Origin of the sequence: Xanthomonas sp. CFBP 8151, from assembly GCF_011761885.1 — a bacterium.
In the GTDB taxonomy this organism is placed as follows: domain Bacteria; phylum Pseudomonadota; class Gammaproteobacteria; order Xanthomonadales; family Xanthomonadaceae; genus Xanthomonas; species Xanthomonas arboricola_B.
The window spans coordinates 580,242-600,245 of the sequence record NZ_JAASQZ010000003.1 but is presented as its reverse complement, the minus strand read 5'-3'; the positions used below and the strand labels follow the sequence as shown (position 1 = coordinate 600,245).

At 65.5% G+C, this 20,004-nt stretch carries 16 protein-coding genes, 1 tRNA gene and 1 pseudogene; 14 read left to right on the top strand and 4 right to left on the bottom strand.

The features are described 5' to 3' along the window. Positions 1-753 precede the first annotated feature (753 nt). Genes FHT08_RS16840 through pgaD form a run of 4 tightly spaced genes read left to right on the top strand, consistent with a single transcriptional unit; the run spans position 754 to position 6,292 of the window. On the top strand, positions 754-2,712 hold the full coding sequence (locus tag FHT08_RS16840) for a tetratricopeptide repeat protein (protein WP_166775914.1): 1,959 nt from the start codon (positions 754-756) through the stop codon (positions 2,710-2,712). Continuing rightward, complete coding sequence (gene pgaB / locus FHT08_RS16835; RefSeq protein WP_166775879.1) at positions 2,694-4,592, top strand: poly-beta-1,6-N-acetyl-D-glucosamine N-deacetylase PgaB; 1,899 nt, start codon at positions 2,694-2,696, stop codon at positions 4,590-4,592. Before FHT08_RS16840 ends, pgaB begins: the two co-directional genes overlap by 19 nt. A 3-nt stretch (positions 4,593-4,595) precedes the next feature. Next, a complete protein-coding gene (pgaC, locus tag FHT08_RS16830) occupies positions 4,596-5,849 on the top strand; it encodes a poly-beta-1,6-N-acetyl-D-glucosamine synthase (RefSeq protein ID WP_166775877.1) in 1,254 nt (417 codons plus the stop codon). Further along, a complete protein-coding gene (gene pgaD, locus FHT08_RS16825) occupies positions 5,846-6,292 on the top strand; it encodes a poly-beta-1,6-N-acetyl-D-glucosamine biosynthesis protein PgaD (protein ID WP_166775875.1) in 447 nt (148 codons plus the stop codon). The genes pgaC and pgaD overlap by 4 nt, the downstream gene beginning before the upstream one ends. 408 nt (positions 6,293-6,700) lie before the next feature. On the opposite strand, the gene FHT08_RS16820 is transcribed toward pgaD, so the two are convergent. Beyond that, positions 6,701-6,777, bottom strand: a tRNA-Arg gene (locus tag FHT08_RS16820). Positions 6,778-6,909: 132 nt separating this feature from the next. Here FHT08_RS16820 and FHT08_RS16815 point away from each other — a divergent pair. The 8 genes and pseudogenes from FHT08_RS16815 to FHT08_RS16780 form a co-directional block, all read left to right on the top strand. Beyond that, complete coding sequence (locus FHT08_RS16815; protein WP_166775873.1) at positions 6,910-8,442, top strand: aldehyde dehydrogenase family protein; 1,533 nt, start codon at positions 6,910-6,912, stop codon at positions 8,440-8,442. 334 nt (positions 8,443-8,776) lie between these two features. Beyond that, the gene (locus FHT08_RS16810; RefSeq protein WP_016903110.1) at positions 8,777-9,061 is read left to right on the top strand and encodes a DUF4190 domain-containing protein; all 285 of its coding nucleotides are present in this window, start codon (positions 8,777-8,779) and stop codon (positions 9,059-9,061) included. A gap of 2 nt (positions 9,062-9,063) precedes the next feature. Next, positions 9,064-9,831, top strand: a complete 768-nt coding sequence (locus tag FHT08_RS16805; protein ID WP_166775871.1) for a class I SAM-dependent methyltransferase — start codon at positions 9,064-9,066, stop codon at positions 9,829-9,831. 5 nt (positions 9,832-9,836) lie between these two features. After that, positions 9,837-10,892: a quinone-dependent dihydroorotate dehydrogenase gene (locus tag FHT08_RS16800; protein ID WP_166775868.1), complete on the top strand. Its 1,056-nt coding sequence runs from the start codon at positions 9,837-9,839 to the stop codon at positions 10,890-10,892. Beyond that, the gene (murB, locus tag FHT08_RS16795; protein WP_166775866.1) at positions 10,889-11,941 is read left to right on the top strand and encodes a UDP-N-acetylmuramate dehydrogenase; all 1,053 of its coding nucleotides are present in this window, start codon (positions 10,889-10,891) and stop codon (positions 11,939-11,941) included. The genes FHT08_RS16800 and murB overlap by 4 nt, the downstream gene beginning before the upstream one ends. After that, positions 11,935-12,846: a DMT family transporter gene (locus tag FHT08_RS16790; protein ID WP_104607277.1), complete on the top strand. Its 912-nt coding sequence runs from the start codon at positions 11,935-11,937 to the stop codon at positions 12,844-12,846. The genes murB and FHT08_RS16790 overlap by 7 nt, the downstream gene beginning before the upstream one ends. Positions 12,847-12,981: 135 nt before the next feature. Continuing rightward, positions 12,982-13,686 (top strand): aspartate/glutamate racemase family protein, encoded by a 705-nt coding sequence (locus FHT08_RS16785; protein ID WP_166775864.1) that lies wholly within the window; start codon positions 12,982-12,984, stop codon positions 13,684-13,686. A 34-nt stretch (positions 13,687-13,720) separates the two neighbouring features. After that, a pseudogene (locus FHT08_RS16780) lies at positions 13,721-14,140 on the top strand (MFS transporter); the annotation flags it as partial. A gap of 158 nt (positions 14,141-14,298) precedes the next feature. Here the strand turns inward: FHT08_RS16780 and FHT08_RS16775 are convergent. Together FHT08_RS16775 and ispG are read right to left on the bottom strand one after the other, a co-directional pair. Next, positions 14,299-14,997 carry a phosphatase PAP2 family protein gene (locus FHT08_RS16775; protein WP_166775862.1) on the bottom strand — a complete coding sequence of 233 codons (699 nt, stop codon included), beginning with the start codon at positions 14,995-14,997 and terminating at the stop codon, positions 14,299-14,301. Beyond that, on the bottom strand, positions 14,978-16,243 hold the full coding sequence (ispG, locus tag FHT08_RS16770; RefSeq protein WP_166775860.1) for a flavodoxin-dependent (E)-4-hydroxy-3-methylbut-2-enyl-diphosphate synthase: 1,266 nt from the start codon (positions 16,241-16,243) through the stop codon (positions 14,978-14,980). Before ispG ends, FHT08_RS16775 begins: the two co-directional genes overlap by 20 nt. 120 nt (positions 16,244-16,363) lie before the next feature. On the opposite strand from ispG, the gene FHT08_RS16765 reads away from it, so the two are divergent. Together FHT08_RS16765 and FHT08_RS16760 are read left to right on the top strand one after the other, a co-directional pair. Continuing rightward, entirely contained in the window at positions 16,364-17,590 is a 1,227-nt protein-coding gene (locus FHT08_RS16765) for an ATP-binding protein (protein ID WP_166775858.1), read from the top strand. Beyond that, the gene (locus FHT08_RS16760) at positions 17,587-18,165 is read left to right on the top strand and encodes a response regulator transcription factor (RefSeq protein ID WP_104537569.1); all 579 of its coding nucleotides are present in this window, start codon (positions 17,587-17,589) and stop codon (positions 18,163-18,165) included. Before FHT08_RS16765 ends, FHT08_RS16760 begins: the two co-directional genes overlap by 4 nt. Positions 18,166-18,790: 625 nt before the next feature. On the opposite strand, the gene FHT08_RS16755 is transcribed toward FHT08_RS16760, so the two are convergent. Continuing rightward, positions 18,791-19,747, bottom strand: a complete 957-nt coding sequence (locus FHT08_RS16755; RefSeq protein ID WP_166775912.1) for a glycoside hydrolase family 5 protein — start codon at positions 19,745-19,747, stop codon at positions 18,791-18,793. Positions 19,748-20,004: the final 257 nt, after the last annotated feature.

The window sequence follows — 20,004 nt, the reverse complement described above, 5'->3', positions numbered from 1 at the left end:
CCCCTGTGCGGCGGGCCGCGCCTTGGCGCGCCGTCGCTCACACCGCTGTGCCTGGCCACCAAGACGGCGACACAATCCTTGGGCACAACGAATGCGGCGCAACTGTGATGGAACGTGAAGAACCGGTCAACGCGCCATGTAGGGGCCACCCTGTAAGAAAAACCCGACCCATTTCAATTATGTGATGAATATCACTTAAAAAGTGGGCAAAAAAATCTGGTCCCCGGACTCGCTGCAGTATTCCGTCTCCGTCTCTTCCCGCGAACGTCCGTCAACGTGTCGCTAACAGAGGTCAATGGAGCAATGACTTTGGATGCATATCTGACTGCCACTTCCACTTGCCACGCTTCTGCCGTCGCTCGTACGTGTTGGGTGGTGTCCGCCTGCCCAGACCTCAGCGGCCAGCAGCCCAGTTGAAAGCCGATCCGCTGGCTTCATCAGATTCCCAGGAATAATTTGTGTGACATCAATCACGTTTACAGCGGACTGATCCGATGAAGGTCGCGTTAAATTTGTGATGACGTGAGCTTTACGTGGGCATACGCAGTATCGCCTGTCGTCATACGCCTGGATCGCTAATGCACCGCCTCCTCCCCCAATCGCCGCAATCACGTGCGTCGCGGCTGTCCTGACCGCGGGGGCGCGGTCATTCCCCTGCTCAGCCTCGCATTGATTGCTGCATGTGTGCCCCAGGCGCACGGCGGCGAAGTGCGGCCGAGCAAGGTGGCTGACGCCTCCATCGCCCACACGCCCATGCAGCAGGCTGAGCAATTGCGCGGTCAGCAACGCTATGCAGATGCCTTGGCCATTTACGAACGCGTACTGCGTGCGAACCCACGTGATCGCGGCGCCTATGCCATGCGTGCGGTCACGCTGAGCGACCTCGGCAGCGCACAGCTTGCGGCAGAGGCCGTATGGCGGCACCCGGACTGGTTCTCGCAGCAGGAGCGCGAGCGCATCGAGAACGATCGCGTCGCCCGTATGATCGGGTGGGCCAGCGCCGAGCCCATCGATGCGGCGCACCGCTATGCGGAGACCGATCAGGCCCTGGTCAATGTCGCCCGCATCGAACGCGACTCACCGCCGACGCTGACATGGGAAGCCACGCGGCTGCGCGTGGACAGCCTGGTCGCACTCAACCAGCGTCAGCGCCATCGCGATGTCGTGGCCAACTATCAGGCGTTGAAGGCGGAAGGTATCGAGGTTCCCGCCTATGTATTGCCGACGGTCGGCGATTCGCTGATGGGCCTGCGTCGCCCGGCCGAGGCCGAAGCCGTGCTTCGGCAAGCCCTGCGGCACACCCCCGACGACTTCAATACGCAGCTGTTGCTGGGCTATGCCTTGCTGGAGCAGGAACGCTTCGATCTGGCGATGCCGCTGTTCGAAAAACTCGCGGCCACGCAGGCGCCGTGGCCGCGTCGCAACGGTGCCAGCAGCGGCTACGAAAACTGGGACCGCTTCAGCGCAGACATCGCCCTGGCTACCGCACGCTCGGCGGCGAACCACAATCGCGACGCAGACGCCCTGTTGCGCGAACGCGTGGCCATCGGCCCCGACAATGCGGAGCTGCAGGCGGCCCTGGCCTCGATCGAGTTCCGTCGCGGGCACCCCAGCACAGCACTGCAACGCAACGCGATGGCATTGACGCTGGATCCGCATCAGAAACAGGCACGCAGTGGCGTTGTCGAAGCGCAACGCGATCTGGATCGCCTGGATCTGGCCGATGCGACCTTTGCGCCGCTGCACAAGGAATATCCGGATGACGCCGGCCTGCAACGGATTGGCGCCTCGCTGGAACGTCAACGCGGCTGGCAGGTGCATCTCAGCCATGCGCGCGGCCGCAGCGACAACGACACCCTGACCAACAGCACCTCGCCGCTTGGCAACGACTTCGGCAGCACGTTGCTGGAAGCCGAATCGCCACTGCTCGGCCAGCGCTGGCGTGTGGGATTGCGTGCACGCGACGACTGGGCCGATTTCCAGGACACACGTGTGCAGTATCGCAGCTTCTGGCTGGGGACCCACTACCGCTACGACCGCCTGGATGTCAGTGCCTACGGCGGACGTGCGCTCGACGAATTCGATCGCGATGGCACCGCCTGGGCACTGGATGCCGGCTGGCGGTTTTCCGATGCCTGGTACGGCAGCCTGGCCTGGCGCACGCGCGATCCGGACGCCTCGTTGCAGGCACGCCGCTTCGGCATCACCGGCGACAGCATCGGCGCCGCCCTGCGCTGGACGCCCAATGACGAAAGCCGCTGGGAACTGCAGGCACGCCAGTTGCGCTACAGCGACGGCAATCGGCGCGATCAGCTGGATCTGTCCGGCAGCCAACGCCTGTGGGCCAGCCCGCATGTGCTGCTGGATGGCCTGTTCGCCGCTTCGGCCGGGCGCGCCGAAGACGACCGCGCCGTCAATTACTTCAATCCGCGCCGCAACTCCGCGGTGGCCGCCGGCGTGCGCATCGATCAGATCGGCTGGCGTCGCTACGACTACGCCTTCCGGCAACGGCTGGAGGTCAGCATCGGGCCGACCTATCAGTCCGGCTTCGGCAGCCAGTGGGTGCCCAGCGCGGCCTATCGGCACCTGTGGTCGCTGGGCGACGGCAGTGCGCTGAGCTACGGCGTGAGCTGGTCGCGCCCGGTTTACGACGGCCAGCGCGAACAACAACTTGGATTCGACCTGGATTTCCGATGGGGAGGTACGCCTTGATCCGCCTGCCGCTGTTGCTGGTCGCCTTGCTGCTGATGACGTTTGCGTCGTCGGCGCAGGCGGGCCTGCTGGTGCTCAGCTACCACGATATTCGCGACGACGTCGCCGCCAAGGGCGATCCCGATCGTTATGCGGTGTCCACCAGCAACTTCGCCGCGCATCTGGATTGGCTGCGCTCGCACGCCTACCACCCGGTGAGCGTGCAGCAGGTCCTGGATGCACGTGCCGGCGAACGCGCCCTGCCCTCCAGGCCGGTGTTGCTGACCTTCGACGACGGCTTGCGCAGCGTCTACACGCGTGTGTTCCCGCTATTGCAGGCCTACGGCTATCCCGCGTTGGTCGCCCCCGTCACCAGCTGGGTCGAATTGCCCGCCGGCCAGGTGGTGCCCTACGGCCATCGCGATTTCACCCACGATGATTTCGTCACCTGGGCGCAGCTGCGCGAAATGCAAGGCAGCGGCCTGATCGAAATCGGCTCGCACAGCGATGACCTGCACAAGGGTATCGCCGGCAACCCGTTCGGCAATCAGACGCCGGCCGCGGTCACCCGTCGTTGGGAGGCGGGCAAGGGCTATGAAAGCGAGGCGGATTATCGCCAGCGCATTCAGACCGATCTGCGCCATAGCCGCGACGCGATCGTGGCGCATCTGGGCAAACCGCCGCGCGCCATGGTCTGGCCGTATGCCGCCTACAACCGCGCCAGCAACGCCATTGCCGCGCAACTGGGCATGACGCTCAGCTTCGACCTGGAAGGTCGTTCGCATGAAGCCGATATCGGCCAGCAGGGCCGCGACCGTGTGGACGGACAATCGCTGGCCAGCCTGGGTCGCCTGTTGCTGTTCAACAACCCCGATGTGCGCGACCTGGCCGACGAACTGCGACGCGATCTGTCGCGCGATGGTCTGCGTGCGATCCAGATCGATCTGGATTATGTCTACGATCCGGATCCGGCGCAGCTGGAGCGCAACCTCGACATCCTGGTCCAGCGCGTCAAAGACATCGGCCCCAGCCATGTGTTCCTGCAGGCCTTCGCCGACCCGGATGGCGATGGCGCAGCCGATGCGCTGTACTTCCCCAACCGGCATCTGCCGATGCGCGCGGATCTGTTCGGGCGTGTGGCCTGGCAGCTGCGCACCCGTGCAGGCGTGCGCGTATTTGCCTGGCTACCGGTGCAGGGCTTCCATCTGCCAGATGCACGGCAGCAGGCCGCGCTGCAGATTCGCGGCAAGGACCCGAAGGATGTGCCACGCCTGGATCCGGGCAACCCGCGCACGCATCAGCTGGTCGCCGACATCTATGAAGACCTGGCCGCCAACACCTACTTCGAAGGCCTGTTGTTTCACGACGATGCCTACCTGCGCGACGACGAAGTGCCTGCCTACGGCAATGGCGATCCGACCAGGCGCACGCAGCAGCTGATCGGCTTCACCCAGGAGCTGAAGGCAGCCGCCGAACGCTGGCGCCCCAAGCTGGTGACCGTGCGCAACCTGTTCGCGCAGCCAGTGCTGCAGCCGCACAGCGAAGCCTGGTTCGCGCAGCGCCTGGACGCCTTTTCCTCGGCCTACGACTACACCGCGCTGATGGCGATGCCGTACATGGAGCAGGCAAACGACCCGCAGCACTGGCTGCAGCAATTGGCGCAGCGTGTCGGCCAGCAACCGCATGGTTTCGAGAACACCATTTTCGAACTGCAGACCGTGGACTGGCGCACCGGCAAACCCTTGCCGGAAGGCGTCCTGCTCGAACACAGCAAGTTGCTCCTGGCTGCGGGCGTGCGCCACCTGGCGTACTACCCCGACGACTTCATCGGCGGCCACCCGTCTCTTCCCGAAGCGCGCGAGGCCATGTCGGCTCGGCAATTCCCATATATCGAGCGGTAACCGATGACGACCAGCCTCCTGTTGGGCGCTCTGTTCAACTTCGCGTTTTTCTATCCCATCATCATGGCGTTCTTCTGGATGATCGGAGGCACGTACTACTACCTGCGACGCGAACGCGGCAGGCCCGGTCCCTCGTCGCCGCCGCCGCTGGCCAGCGAGCCGTTCGTGTCGTTGCTGGTGCCCTGCTACAACGAGGCCAAACACGTCGGCGAAACCATCGCCGCAATGAGCGCGCAGAACTATCCGGATTTCGAGATCATCGCCATCAACGATGGCAGCAACGACAACACCGCCGAAGCGCTCGACGACCTCACCCATCAGCATCCGCGCCTGCGCGTGGTGCATCTGGAGCAGAACCACGGCAAGGCCAACGCGCTGCGTGTCGGCACGCTGGCGTCGCGCTCGGACTATCTGGTGTGCGTGGACGCCGACGCCATCCTGGACCCGAATGCCACCCGCTGGATGGTCGGCCACTTGATTTCCGGGCCGCAGGTCGGCGGCGTCACCGGCAACCCGCGCGTGCGGAATCGCACCACGCTGATGGGCCGCATGCAGGTGGGCGAATTTTCCGCCATCGTCGGACTGATCAAGCGTGCGCAGCGCGTCTACGGACGCCTTTTCACGGTCTCCGGGGTGATCTGTGCGTTCCGGCGCTCGGCACTGCACGGCGTCGGCTTCTGGTCCGACAACATGGTCACCGAAGACATCGACATCTCCTGGCGGCTGCAGCTCGACGACTGGGATATCCGCTACGAACCCAACGCGCTGTGCTGGATCCTGATGCCGGAAACCTTCCGCGGCCTGTGGATGCAGCGCCTGCGCTGGGCGCGCGGCGGTGTGGAAGTGTTGCTGAGCCATGGCCGCCGCGTGCTGTCATGGCGCAGCCGACGCATGTGGGGCGTGCTGCTGGAATACGCGCTCAGCCTGGCCTGGGCCTACACGATGCTCTTCATCATCGTGCTGTGGCTGCTCGGCAAGGTCATCGCGCTGCCGCCTGCGCTGTACGTCGATACCATCCTGCCGCGCTGGCATGGGTTGGTGCTGGCGGTGGTGTGCCTGATGCAGTTCGCCACCAGCCTGGTGATCGAACGCCGCTACGAAAAAGGCCTGGCGCGCCAGTTCTTCTGGGTGATCTGGTATCCGGTCGCCTTCTGGATGATCGGCATGCTCACCGCCGTCATCGCCTTCCCACGTGCCCTGCTCGCGCGTCGCAGCAAACGCGCCCGCTGGAAAAGCCCCGACCGAGGAATCCAATGACACCGCCCATCATCAACCTGCCGCAACGCCTCGGCCGGTCGCGCCGGCTCGCCTACGGCGCCGCCACCGTCGGCGCCTGGATGGTTTACTTCTATCTGTGGGCACCACTGGCAACGCTCATCGCCTGGTTCTTCGGCCTGCGCAGCGCCTACATGGAGCTGTACCTCAAGCACAACGCGCTGGACCCGTTCGCGCTGGGCGCCCTGCCGGTGATCGCACTGATGAGCGCCATCACCACCGTCGGCTGGGCCGAGTACAACCGCATCCGCTTCGCCAAGGCCGACCAGCGCAAACGCCGCCGCACCGTGCTCGAACCGGAAGTCGATCAACGCCTGGGTGTCCCCGAGCAGCTTGGTAGCCTGCTGCGTCATAGCCGTATTTCATCGGTGGCGATGGATAAGTTTGCACGGCCGGTGGGGGTGCGGGTGGTGCGGCATGGCTGAGTCGGGCTTATGGACTACAGATACGACTAGATAAATCTCGTAAGAGGCTGCCAGCATGACCGTGCTCGGCGAACAGCATTGCGGTGCTCCTCGATCACGCAGCCACTCGCCAGGCAGGCGACGTTGCCATCCGGCTGCAGCCGCTCGATGTCCAGCGTCCCTAGGTCCCTTGGATGGCACTGCTACATAAACGCGCGGTTCGCTTGCTACGCGCCAGATTCTTTACCGGCGACTCACGATCATCGAATCCTCGCCGCGATCGATGACGTCACCAGTCCAGATAATGCTGGTCTCAATGACGCGGATCTATGTGGACCTCATGAGGTCCACAAGGGGCAAATGATCGCTCAGGCAATCGATGACCTCGCTCAGCAATGCGCCGAAAGCAAGCGCCATTCCAATCGATCCTGGTGACCCCGGCCCGATTCGAACGGGCGACCTTCCCCTTAGGAGGGGGACGCTCTATCCAGCTGAGCTACGGGGCCAAGGTGGGCATTGTCGCACGATCGTTGCGATTGCCAAGCCGGTGGGCGGGCGGCGGAGCCTGCTAAAATCGGCGGCTACCGTGTTGCCGGTGCCCTGGCCGCCGCGCGACCGTCCCGACCTTTGGAGATCCCATGTCCGCTGACCTGCTCAAGGCGCTCGACCTCGCCACGTCCAATTCCGGTACCTATCTTGGCGAGGCGACCTGGTCGCCGGCCACCGGTGCCGGGGTGCTGCAGCCGCTGAATCCGACCACCAACGCGGTAATCGCCGAGGTGCAGGCGACCACGCCGGAAGACTACGAGCTGATCGTCCAGCGCGCGCAGGCTGCCTTCAAGGTTTGGCGGACCACGCCGGCGCCGCGCCGTGGCGAAGCCGTTCGCCTGTGTGGCGAGGCGCTGCGTGCGCACAAGGATGCGCTGGGCTCGCTGGTGGCGCTGGAAATGGGCAAGAGCAAGCCCGAGGGCGATGGCGAGGTGCAGGAGATGATCGACATCGCCGACTTTGCGGTCGGCCAGAGCCGCATGCTGTACGGCTACACCATGCACTCGGAGCGGCCGGGCCACCGCATGTACGAGCAGTACCAGCCGCTGGGCCTGGTCGGCATCATCAGCGCGTTCAACTTCCCGGTGGCGGTGTGGGCATGGAATGCGTTCCTGGCGGCGATCTGCGGCGATATCTGCATCTGGAAGCCGTCCAACAAGACCCCGCTGACCGCGATCGCGACGATGAAGATCTGCAATGCGGCATTGAAGGACGCTGGCTTCCCGGACATCTTCTTCCTGATCAACGATGCCGGCACGGCGCTGTCGCAGAAACTGGTGGAAGACACCCGCATCCCGCTGATCAGCTTCACCGGCTCGACCCAGATCGGCCGCGTGGTTGCGGAAAAGGTCGCGCACCGCCTGGGCCGTTGCCTGCTGGAGCTGGGCGGCAACAACGCCATCATCCTGGACGACACCGCCGACCTGAAGCTGGCCATCCCGGGCATCGTGTTCGGCGCGGTGGGCACCGCCGGGCAGCGCTGCACCACCACCCGCCGCCTGATCGTGCACGCCTCGATCTACGACAACGTGCTGGCCACGCTGGTCAAGGCGTACAAGCAGCTCGACAGCAAGATCGGCGACCCGACCGACCCGGCAAACCTGATGGGCCCGCTCAACAGCCAGGGCGCGGTGGAGCAGTTCCTGGCCTCGATCGCCAAGGCCGAGGCCGCCGGCGGCACGGTCGAAGTGGGCGGCACCGCGATCGACCGCCCGGGCAACTTCGTGCTGCCGGCCATCGTCACCGGGCTGCAGAACAGCGACGCGGTGGTGCAGCACGAGACCTTCGCGCCGATCCTGTACGTGATGAAGTACAGCACGCTGGACGAGGCGATCGAGCTGCAGAACGGTGTGCCGCAGGGCCTGTCGTCGTCGATCTTCACCCAGAACCTGAAGGCGGCCGAGAAGTTCCTGTCGGCCGCCGGCAGCGACTGCGGTATCGCCAACGTCAACATCGGCACCTCCGGTGCGGAGATCGGCGGCGCATTCGGTGGCGAAAAGGAAACCGGCGGTGGCCGCGAATCCGGCTCGGATGCATGGAAGGTCTACATGCGTCGCCAGACCAACACGATCAACTACTCCGACTCGCTGCCGCTGGCGCAGGGCATCAAGTTCGATCTCTGATCGACGTGCAGGCGCGCCGGGCGTTGAGCCGGCGCGCTGTCGCGAGCATGCCGGACCACGGCTGTTGCGCTGCGCCCGCGCCCGGCTTCCACAATCCCCAGCGGCCTGGTGCCGATGCCCTGGTCGTGGGCGTGAACCGCGCGGCTGCGCCTTGCCTCGGCGCCCGACATTTTCATCGAGCGCTCGGCCGGGTGGCCAGACACGCAGCCTCGCCCATTCCCGTCAAAACAGGCCACGCACCGCGTCTGCCCGCAGACGGCACGCCATTCGGGCGGCGGCTCTGGGATAATCGGCCCACGCCAGCCGTCGGCTGCCGCCACTTCAGGAGTTCATGATGAACGTCGTCGTTCGACAGACCAGCGCCATGGCCATCGTCAGCCTGGTCTCGGGCATCCTCGGCTGGACGCTGATTCCGTTCCTCGGCAGTCTCTGCGCCATCATCACCGGCCATCTGGCGCGTGGCGAAATCCGCCGCAATCCGCAGGGGCTGGACGGCGACGGTCTGGCCATCGGCGGGCTGATTCTTGGCTGGCTGGCGGTTGCGCTGTGGGTGGCAGGGGTGGCGATCTTCATTCTGTTCTTCGGCGGCCTGGCCTGGCTTGCGGCCGCCAACAGTTGAGCATGGCCGCGCCCTCCTCCGCCCAGCGCTTCAACGACCGCGTCGCGGCCTATGTGCGCTACCGGCCGAGCTATCCGCCGCAACTGCTGCGCTGGCTACACGAAGCGCTGGGCGTGACGCCGGCCACCGCGGTGGCCGATATCGGTGCCGGCACCGGCATCTCCAGCCGGCTGTTTCTGGAGGCCGGTTATCCGGTCACAGCGGTGGAACCCAACCCGGCCATGCGCGAAGCCGCGCAGCAGTGGCTGGCGGAGTTCCCCAGGTTCCGGGCGGTCGACGGCACCGCCGAGGCCACCGGTCTGGCCGATGCCAGCGTCGGATTGGTGTCGGCGGCGCAGGCCTTCCACTGGTTCGACATGCAGGCCGTGCGCGCGGAGTGGGCACGCATCCTGCAGCCGGGCGGGCTGGCGGTGATCTACTGGAACAGCCGCGAGCTGGACACCACCGACTTCCTGCGCGGTTACGAGCAACTGCTGCTGGACTACGGCACCGACTATTCGGCCGTGGCCGAGCGCTATCAGGACGATGCCACCATGCAGGCGTGGTTCGCTGAGGGCTTTCGCGCGATGGCACGCTTTCCGAATGTGCAGCGGCTGGATTTCGATGCCTTGCGTGGCCGGCTATTGTCGTCGTCCTATGCGCCGCTTGCGCACGACCCACGCCATGCCCCGATGCTCTCCGCGCTGCGCACGCTGTTCGATGCGCATGCGCGCGACGGGCTGATCGACTTCCAATACCAGACCCGGGTCTTCGCCGGGGGATTGAACTGACCCGCATGTATTCGCTTGCCCGCCCATTGCTGTTTTCCCTCGACGCCGAGCGCGCCCATGCGCTGGCATTGCGCTCCATCGATGCCGCCTACCGCACCGGCACCATGCCGCTGCTGGCCAAGCGTCCGGCGCCGCTGCCGACGCCGGCCTTCGGTTTGATGTTTCCCAATCCGGTCGGGCTCGGTGCCGGCCTGGACAAGAACGGCGAGCACATCGATGCGCTGCTTGCGCTGGGCTTTGGTTTTGTCGAGATCGGCACGGTGACGCCACGGCCGCAGGAGGGCAACCCCAAGCCGCGCATGTTCCGCTTGCCGGAGTATCAAGCGGTGATCAATCGCATGGGCTTCAACAACCTGGGCGTGGATGTGCTGGTGGCCAACGTGCAACGCGCGCGTCGTCGCGGCGGCCTGCTCGGCATCAACATCGGCAAGAACAAGGACACGCCCAACGAGGAAGCGACCAGCGACTACCGCTATTGCATGGAGCGCGTGTACCCGCTGGCAGACTACATCACCGTCAATATTTCTTCGCCCAACACCGCCGGCTTGCGCGAACTGCAGGAAGAACAGGCGCTGCGTCGGCTGATCGCCGATCTGCGCGACACCCAGGAAACCCTGGCCGCGCAACACGGCAAGCGCGTGCCGATGCTGGTGAAGGTGGCGCCGGACCTCAACGACCGCGACATCGATGCGGCCGCGCGCGTGCTGGCCGACCTGGCGGTGGATGGCGTGATCGCCACCAACACCACGGTGACCCGCACCCTGATCGCCAACCATCCGCTAGCTGCCGAGGCCGGCGGCCTGTCGGGCGCGCCGCTGCTGGGGCAATCCACGCTGGTGCTGCGCCGCCTGCGCGCACGCCTGCCCGAGTCGATTCCGTTGATCGGCGTGGGCGGCATCAACTCCGGTGCGGACGCGGTAGCCAAGATGGCGGCCGGCGCGACCCTGGTGCAGTGCTACAGCGGCCTGGTCTATCGCGGGCCCCCGCTGATCGGCGAATGCGTGGCGGCGATCCGTCGCCGCCGCGAAGCGCCCAGCGGCGGTGCGGTGTCGCCGCTATGAGCGAGGCAGCGCAGGCCGGCTGGCGCTTGAGCGAACACGCGCCACTGCGCGCGCTCAATACCTTTCATGTGGAGGCCACGGCGCGCTGGTTGCTGGGCATCCACGCACCCGATGCGTTGCCGCAGGCGCTGGCAACGCCGGAAATCGCCGGGCAACCGCTGCTGGTGTTGGGCAGCGGCAGCAACGTGCTGCTGGCCGGCGACCCGCAAGGCTGCGTGCTGTGTTTCGAAAACCGCGACATCGCCATCATTGCGCACCACGCCGACCATGCCATCGTGCGCGCCGGTGCCGGCGTCAACTGGCATGCGTTGGTGCTGTACTCGCTGCAGCAAGGCTTGTCGGGGTTGGAGAATCTGGCCTTGATTCCCGGCACGGTCGGGGCCTGCCCGATCCAGAACATCGGCGCGTACGGCGCGCAGGTGGGCGACTTTATCCACGTGGTGGACGCCTTCGATCTGCACGCACAGCAGTTTGTGCGGCTGACCGCGGCCGAGTGCGCGTTCGCCTATCGCGACAGCGTGTTCAAGCGGCAGCCGGAGCGTTATCTGATCGTCGCGGTGGAATTTAATCTGCCGCTGCTGCACGAATTGCGGCTGGACTATGCAGGCATCCGCGAGGAACTGGCCAGCATGGGCGCCGAACTAGCCGGCGCCGCCGATGTGGCGCAGGCAGTGATCAACATCCGTCGGCGCAAACTGCCGGACCCGGATGTGCTCGGCAATGCAGGCAGCTTCTTCAAGAATCCGTTGCTGCCCAGCGAGCAGATTGCCGCACTGCAGGCCACCTTTGCCGATATGCCGGTGTATGCCGGCGAACAACCCGGCCAGGGCAAGTTGTCGGCGGCCTGGTTGATCGAGCAGTGCGGCTGGAAAGGCCGGCGCGAGGGCGATGCCGGGGTGTCGCCGGACCATGCGCTGGTGCTGGTCAATTACGGCACCGCCAGCGGCGCGCAGCTGCTGGACTTTGCGCGGCGCGTTGCCGAATCGGTACGCGAGCGTTACTCGGTGATCCTGGAGCCGGAGCCGCGCATCATCGGAGCGCATTGGTGACAGCGCAGCAGGCATCACGACGTGCTGCGCTGTGGATGCTCACCAGTACCTTCGCCTTCGGCCTGATGGCCATCTGCATCCGGCTGGCGTCGGGCACGATCGCCACCACCGAGATCGCGTTCTTTCGCAATGCGTTCGGGCTGTTAGCGTTGTTGCCGCTGATCCTGCGCCCCGGCAAGGCGCTGCCACGCACGCGGCAATTGCCGCAGTACCTGGCACGCACCCTGATCGGCCTGGCCTCGATGCTGTGCGGGTTCTGGGCGATCGGCCATCTGCCGTTGTCGCAGGCGATCTCGCTGTCGTATTCCACCCCGTTGTTCGTCACCGTGCTGGCCGTGGTATGGCTGCACGAACAGGTGCGCATGCGCCGTTGGCTGGCAGTGGCGGCAGGCTTTGTCGGCGTGCTGGTGATCCTTCGGCCGGGCTCGTCCACATTCACGCCCGGCCTGCTGATTGCGCTGCTGGCAGCGGTGATCAGCGCCGTCGTGGCGATCCAGATCAAGCAGCTCTCGCGTAGCGACGACTCGGACACCGTGGTGTTCTATACCTATGTGTTCTGGGTGCCGATGTCGCTAATTCCGGCGCTGTTTCAGTGGGCCTGGCCGCAGGGCATCGCCTGGCTGTGGCTGGTGGCCACTGGCATCTTCGGCACCGCCGGGCAGTTGTTCTGGACACGCGCGCTCAAGCTGGGCGAGGTTTCCGCACTGCAGCCGATCAGCTTCATGCAGCTGCCGCTGGTGGCGCTGCTGGGCTGGTGGCTGTTCGGCGAGGCGATCGAACGCCATACACTGATCGGTGCGGCCATCATCATCTGCGCCAACGTCTATATCGCCCATCGCGAAAGCGTGCTGGCACGTCGCGCCGCCACGCATGCCCCGGTGGAAGGCGCAAAACCGGGCGAATGATCGATCGTCCGCAGGCAGCCTCACCGGCGCAGGAGATGGTGGGGCGACGATACCGACGTACACTGCGCTGTCCGCGCAGCCCAGGCATCGACTGGACGATACGCACTTTCGTTGACTGCTCCAAGGTGAGGTCGCATGCCGGTTCCAAGCAAAACCATCGGCCTGATCGGCGGCATGAGCTGGGAATCCTCCCTGCCCTACTACCGCATCATCAACCAGCGGGTGCGCCAGGCCTGCGGCGGCCTGCACTCGGCCAAGCTGTTGCTGTACAGCGTCGATTTCCATGAGATCGAGCGCCTGCAACACGCCGGCGACTGGGACGGCGCAGGCCAGGCGATGGCGGCAGCGGCGCGCTCGCTGCATGCCGGCGGCGCCGACTTCCTGGTGCTGTGCACCAACACCATGCATTGCGTTGCCGATGCGATCACTTCCGCAACGCCGCTGCCGTTGCTGCATATCGCCGATGCCACCGCCGATGCGTTGATTGCCGCGGGCCTCACCCGGGTCGGGCTGCTCGGCACGCGTTTCACCATGGAACAGCCGTTCTATCGCGCGCGCCTGGCTGCGCGCGGCCTGCAGGTGCTGGTACCGCCGGCGGATGCACGCGTGCAACTGCATCGGGTGATCTACGACGAACTCTGCCAGGGCATCATCCGGCCGGAGTCGCGCGGCTATTTCCGCCAGGTCATGGCCGACCTCGGCCAGGATGGTGCGCAAGCGATCATCCTGGGCTGCACCGAGATTTCGCTGCTGGTGGACAGCGGCGATGCGCAGCTGCCGTTGTTCGACACCACCGCACTGCATGCCGAAGCGGCCGCGCACGCAAGTGTGCACGACTGATCGGCAGCGAAGGCGCAGCCAACGCGCCTGTGCCGGCGAAGTCCCCAGTGCGTGGGTCTTCGTCGCAGAACACGTGCCTGCGCAGCGCAGGGGACCGGCTTGCGGAACCCTGACCGCCGGCCTGGCTGCCGGCGTGTTGCTCGGTTCGCTCAGCGCCGGGGCGATCAATCGCGCCTTCACGCCGCAGGAAATCGCCGACCATGCCTGGCGTCTGCCGTTCCTGGCCGGCGGCATCTTCTGCCTGCGTTCCGTGTATTTGCGGCGTTGGCTGCACGAAACGCCGGTGTTCGCCGAGCTGATGGCGACGCGGGCTGTCGCGCGCGAAACGCCGCTCAAGCTGGTGCTGCGCGATCATCCACGCAGTGTGGCGCTGTCGTTGTGGCTGACCTGGATGGTGTCAGCCTGGGTGCTGGTAGTGTCGTTGATGACACCGACGTTGCTGCAGCCGGCCTATGACATGATTCTGCTGGCCCTGATCGGCAGCGTGATCGGGCTGCAATTGCGCCGCCGGGAGCGGGCAAGTCGTTGCTGAGTCAAAGGCGGCACCTGTGTCCGCCACTCCTGGCAACCGCGCTTGCGCAGACCCCGTTCGACGTCGGCGCGGCCGTGACCTCAGGCCGGAGTGAGATGGCGACGCCAATGCGGTCGCCGTGCGCCGCGAAACATCACCAGATACAGCCCGACCACCCACACCAGCGCAGCCGACCAGCCGCCCAGGATGTCGGAGGGGTAATGCACGCCCAGGTAGATTCGCGACACGCCGACCAGCATTGCGAACAGGCTGGCGGCGATGGTCACCGGCCAGCGCCAGCGCGTGTTCCAGGCCAGCGCGATGACCACCGCGACGAGCGTCATCGAGCCCATCGCATGCCCGCTGGGAAAGCTGAAGGTGCTTTCCGGGGCGATCGATTCCCACAGGCTCGGGCGGTCGCGCTCGAAGACCTGCTTGGCGCCCATGTTCAACAAGGCCGAGCCACCAAAGCCGAGTGCGGCAAAGGTCCCCTCGCGCCAGCGCCGCAACATCAGCAAGACCAGCACGATGACGATATCGGCCGGGATCACGCCGTATTGGTATCCGATCTTGGAAACCACCCCGAAAAACGCATCCAGGCCCGGCGTGGCGATGCTGCGCATGCTCCACAGCAAGGGCTCGTCGAAGTAGAAATTTTCCAGTTCGTGGACTTCGTCGGCCAGGTCGACGAACAACCCCAGCGGCAGCAGTACGCCGGCAAACAGCAACGCCATGCGCCACGCATTGCTGCGCAGCCACCCCCTGAAACCGGCCGGCGATTCAGCCGGCGCGGCGGACATAGGTACGTTCGACGTACTGATCGATCAGATCGATGAACTCGTAGGCGATGTTTTCGCCACGCAAGGTGACGCTTTTTTCGCCATCGATGAACACCGGTGCCGACGGCGCCTCGCCGGTGCCCGGCAACGAGATGCCGATATTGGCGTGGCGCGATTCGCCCGGCCCATTGACCACGCAGCCCATCACCGCCAGGGTCATGTTTTCCGCGCCGGGGTTGCTGATCTTCCACTCCGGCATCTTGGCGCGCACGTGGTTCTGCACCACGCCGGCCAGTTCCTGGAAGAACTCGGAGGTGGTGCGGCCGCAGCCCGGGCAGGCCGTGACCATTGGCGTGAAGGCGCGCTGGCCGGTGGTCTGCAGCAGTTCCTGCGCGACGATCACTTCCTGGGTGCGCGACTGGCCCGGTTCCGGCGTCAGCGAGATGCGGATGGTGTCGCCGATGCCCTCCTGCAGCAGCACGCTCAGCGCCGCAGCCGAGGCCACGATGCCCTTGCTGCCGATGCCGGCCTCGGTCAGGCCCAGATGCAGCGCAAAGTCGCAGCGGCTCGCCATGTCGCGATACACCGCGATCAGCTCCTGCACACCGGACACCTTGGCCGACAGGATGATGCGCTCGCGCGCCAGACCCAGTTCCACCGCGCGCTCGGCCGAATCCACCGCCGAACGGATCAGCGCCTCGCGCAGCACGCGCCCGGCATCCCAGGGCGTGTCGCGCTGCGAGTTCTCGTCCATCAGCTGCGCGGCCAGCGACTGGTCCAGCGAGCCCCAATTGGCGCCGATGCGCACCGGCTTGTCGTACCTGATTGCGAACTCGATCAGCTGCGCGAACTGCAGATCCTTCTTCTTGCCGAAGCCGACATTGCCCGGATTAATCCGGTACTTGGCCAGGGCTTCGGCGCAGGCCGGTTCGGCGGCGAGCAGCTGATGGCCGTTGTAGTGGAAGTCGCCGATCAACGGCACCTCGATTCCCATCATGCGCAGCTTGTCGACGATGCGCGGAATGGCCGCGGCCGACTCGGCGTTGTTGACGGTCAGGCGCACCATTTCCGAGCCCGCGCGCCACAGGTCGGCCACCTGCTTGACGCTGCCGGCGATGTCGGCGGTGTCGGTATTGGTCATCGACTGGACGACCACCGGGTGGCCGCCGCCCACGATCACGCTGCCGATCTTGACGGCCTGGGTGATGCGGCGCGGCCAGGCGGTGGCGTCGGCGGGAGGGGTTGGGCGAGTCACGGCGTCGTACATCGCGGTATTTTAGCCTGTCATCGGTCCGCTCACAGCTGAAGCGCTGCGCGGGCTGCCTTCCCTGCCGATGCGACGGTTTGTCGCAGGCCGCCACGCCCCCGAGCGCATAGCATTGCCGTGATGAATTCCTCAGACGCCTCCTTCCTGCGGACCCTGTGCAGCCTGCGCTGGCTGGCCACTGCCGGCCAGGCCGCCACCATCCTGGTCGCCACCGGACTCATGGGCCTGCACCTGCCGCAGCAACCCTTGTGGGCCGGTGTGGCCGCGCTGACGGTGTTCAACCTGTATGCGCAACTGCGGGTGGCCCACCGTGGCGCGGTCAGCCAGGCCACCGAATTCGGCCACATCCTGGTCGATGTCACCGTGCTGACCTGGATGGTAGGCTGGAGCGGCGGCATCGCCAACCCGTTCGGTTCGCTGTTCCTGGTCCTGATCGCGCTGGCCGCGCTGGCCCTGCCGCTAGGCTGGGCGATGGCGGTGGCGGCGTCCTGCGTGGCCGGCTATGTGATCAGTGCGGCGTTCGGCTTGCCGCTGCCCTACGGCAGCTTCGACCCGCTCAGCCTGCACATGTGGGGCATGGCGGCCAACTTCCTGCTGTCGACGGTGGTGGTGCTGGCCTTCGCCACCCGGCTGGCCTTGTCGATGCGCGAACGCGAGCGCGAGATTTCCACGCTTCGCGAGCGCTTCGCACGCAACGAGGGCATCGTCGCGCTGGCCACACATGCGGCCTCGGTCGCGCATGAATTGAACACCCCGCTGGCGACGATGACCCTACTGGTGGACGACATCGCAGACCAGTGCGACCAGAGCGAATTGCGCGAGGATCTGGACACCCTGCGCGAGCTGCTGGTGCAGTGCCACGAGCGCGTGCTGGCCCTGGCCGCACCGGCCGACAATGGCCACCTCAGCCGCGAAGTGGCAGTCAAGGACGTCCTGGAACAATGGCGGCTGGTGCGCCCGACCATCGAGCTGCGCCGCAACGACGACGCACCGATGCGCCTGCTGCTGCAGCCAGGCGTCAGCCACCTGCTGATGGTGCTGCTCAACAATGCGGCCGATGCGGGCGAACGCGCCGGTCGGCCGCAGATCGATCTGACCCTGCGCGTGGAGCAGGACCATCTCAGCGGCGAAGTCCGCGATTACGGTCCAGGCTTCGACACCTCGCAGGCCATGTTGCCGGGCACCTTGTTCAACAGCGGCAAGCATGACGGCATGGGAGTGGGGCTGGCGCTCTCGCACGCCACCGTCGAGCGCCTGCAGGGCGAGTTGTGGATGCTGCCCGCCGAAGGCAGCGGCGCCCGCGTCGGTTTCCGTCTGCCGCTCTCCGAACACGAGGCACTCGCATGACAAGCACTCCCCTGCGTACCGGCCTGCTGGTCGATGACGACACCTTGTACCTGCGCACGCTGCAACGCAGCCTCGCCCGCCGTGGCGTGGAAACCGTGACCGCCACCGATGCGGCCAGTGCCCTGTCGACCGCACGCAGCGCCTTGCCCGATTTCGCCTTGATCGATCTCAAGCTCGGCCACGATTCGGGCCTGAGCCTGATCCAGCCGCTGCGCGAAATCCGCGCCGACATGCGCATCCTGCTGGTCACCGGTTACGCCAGCATCGCCACCGCCGTGGAGGCGATCAAGCTCGGTGCCGACGACTATCTCCCCAAGCCGGCCAACATCCCCACCATCATGCGGGCGCTGGGCGAAGAGGACGACGAACTGCCCGAGCCGGACGAAGAAGAAACCGCGCGGGAAATGATGACACCGCTCAGCCGCCTGCAGTGGGAGCACATCCAGCAGGCGCTGCACGAAACCGGCGGCAATGTCTCCGCTGCCGCACGCCTGCTCGGCATGCACCGCCGCTCGCTGCAGCGCAAGCTGACCAAGCGGCCAAGCCCGGGGCCGTTACGCGAGCCCGGGCGTTGAGACCTGGCAACGAAACGTTGAACCGTGGCGTTTTTCAGGTGCTATTCCAGGCTTGATCCATTCAACCATGGCGTTGTTTTTTGGTTCGATCCGACGCTCAAGTCAAACGCTCGGTGAGTCGAGTGCGCGGTGCCCTCACCGCTCGTGGGACATGCCGTGAATCCGTTCATGGAGGCTCCTTGGCGGCATCCATGCCGCCAAGGGTCGCGCAACCGGCAAGGACACCACGCCAGAGAGTTGATCGGCTGCTTTCTTGAAAGCGTGTTGCTCGGCTCGCGGCAGCAGATGCGCTGTTTGTAGCTTGCGTGTTGAAAGCCCGTTTGCTGCTCGGCTTGCGACGCGAAAATGGTCAGAGGTTGATCGAACGCTTAGTAATCCGACCAGCACACGTCATGCGTCGCTTGCACTATGACACCGACCATCTCGACGGGTCCTTGCCCGCCCACCGTCGCGGGACCTTACGCGGCATGGATGCCGCGTAAGAGCCTACACGGACGTACTTGCGGCGTGTCCCGCGATAGTGGGCGGGCAAGGGCCCTGCAAAAAGCCCGCAAATCGGAAGCTCTGCAAGTAACCCATCCACGCACCCCGAAAAACCAAAGACTCTGACCGCAGGGCTTCAATCTCAACGTGGCCCGAACACGCTCGCCATGCGCGAGGTCGCGGCGATGCCATCGGCGCCCAGGATCAGGTTGCGGCCCCAGTTGCTGAGGCGCGTGGCGTTCCAGCCGATCGCGATATCCAGCGATTGCGTGCTGCTGTCGTTGCCCGACCACGACCAGCCCAGATAGCCGACGTTGTATTCGCGGGCACGGCGCATGATTGCCGCCTCGTCCACGTGCGCGCCGCGATGGTCTCCACCGAACTCGCCGATCACCAGCGCCAGCTTTTTATCGCGGAAAGCGCGCAGATAATTGTTGACCGTCGCATCGCTGCCGAACACTTCGTACATGTGCACGCTGAAGATCAGGTTGCGGCGACTGTCGCGTGCCAGCAAGGCGGCAGCGTTGTCGCGCATGTAGAACGTCCAGTCCTGTCCCCAGTTCGGGCCATCCACCATCAGTGCGTGGGTCAACCCGGCCTTGCGTAGTGCGGCGATCGCGGTTGCATGCCCGTTGACCCATTCGCTGGCGCTCAACTGATTGCCGAACGGCTCGTTGCCGATGTTGATGATGACGTGGTCTTCGTTGCCGATCAGCGCCTTGCGAATGCTGGTCCAGTACGCAGTGGCCTGGGGCAGACCGGCGGCGGCACCGTCTTCGCCATAGCCGGTGGTGTCGTGCACCTCCAGCACCGCGATCAAGCCCAGGCTCTTGCAACGCGCGATGATGCGCACCACGTCGGCCTCCGGCGTGCGGTTCCAGCGATAGCCGGAACTGAGCACGACACGCACACTGTTGGCGCCGGTGGCAGCGATGGCAGCCAGGGCCGCATCGGTACGGCTTGCGTACCAGGCATGCGGCAAATTGACGCCGCGCAAGACCACGGTGTTGCCATTGGACTCACGCAGCTGCGCGCCGGACACCGACAGCCCCGCGTGCGCGGCAGACGACAATGCCAGGCCTGCAACGACCAGCAGCATGCAGCTGGCGAAACGAGACAACGATGATTTCACGATCGATTTCCAGACAGTAGGGAGATGAGAAGCGACGGCATCGCTCACAGCGCGCGTGAACACTGTGTCAATCTTTTGCGTCAATCGATGCAACCCATGTCACATAACGAACAACCGCAGAAAAAAGTGCGCCGAACTTTGTTGTGGTCGACACAGGCAGGCGCGCCATCAGTGATCGGCCAGGCGACGCCGATGTTTAGTGGCCGGCGCGCCCGGCGCCGACT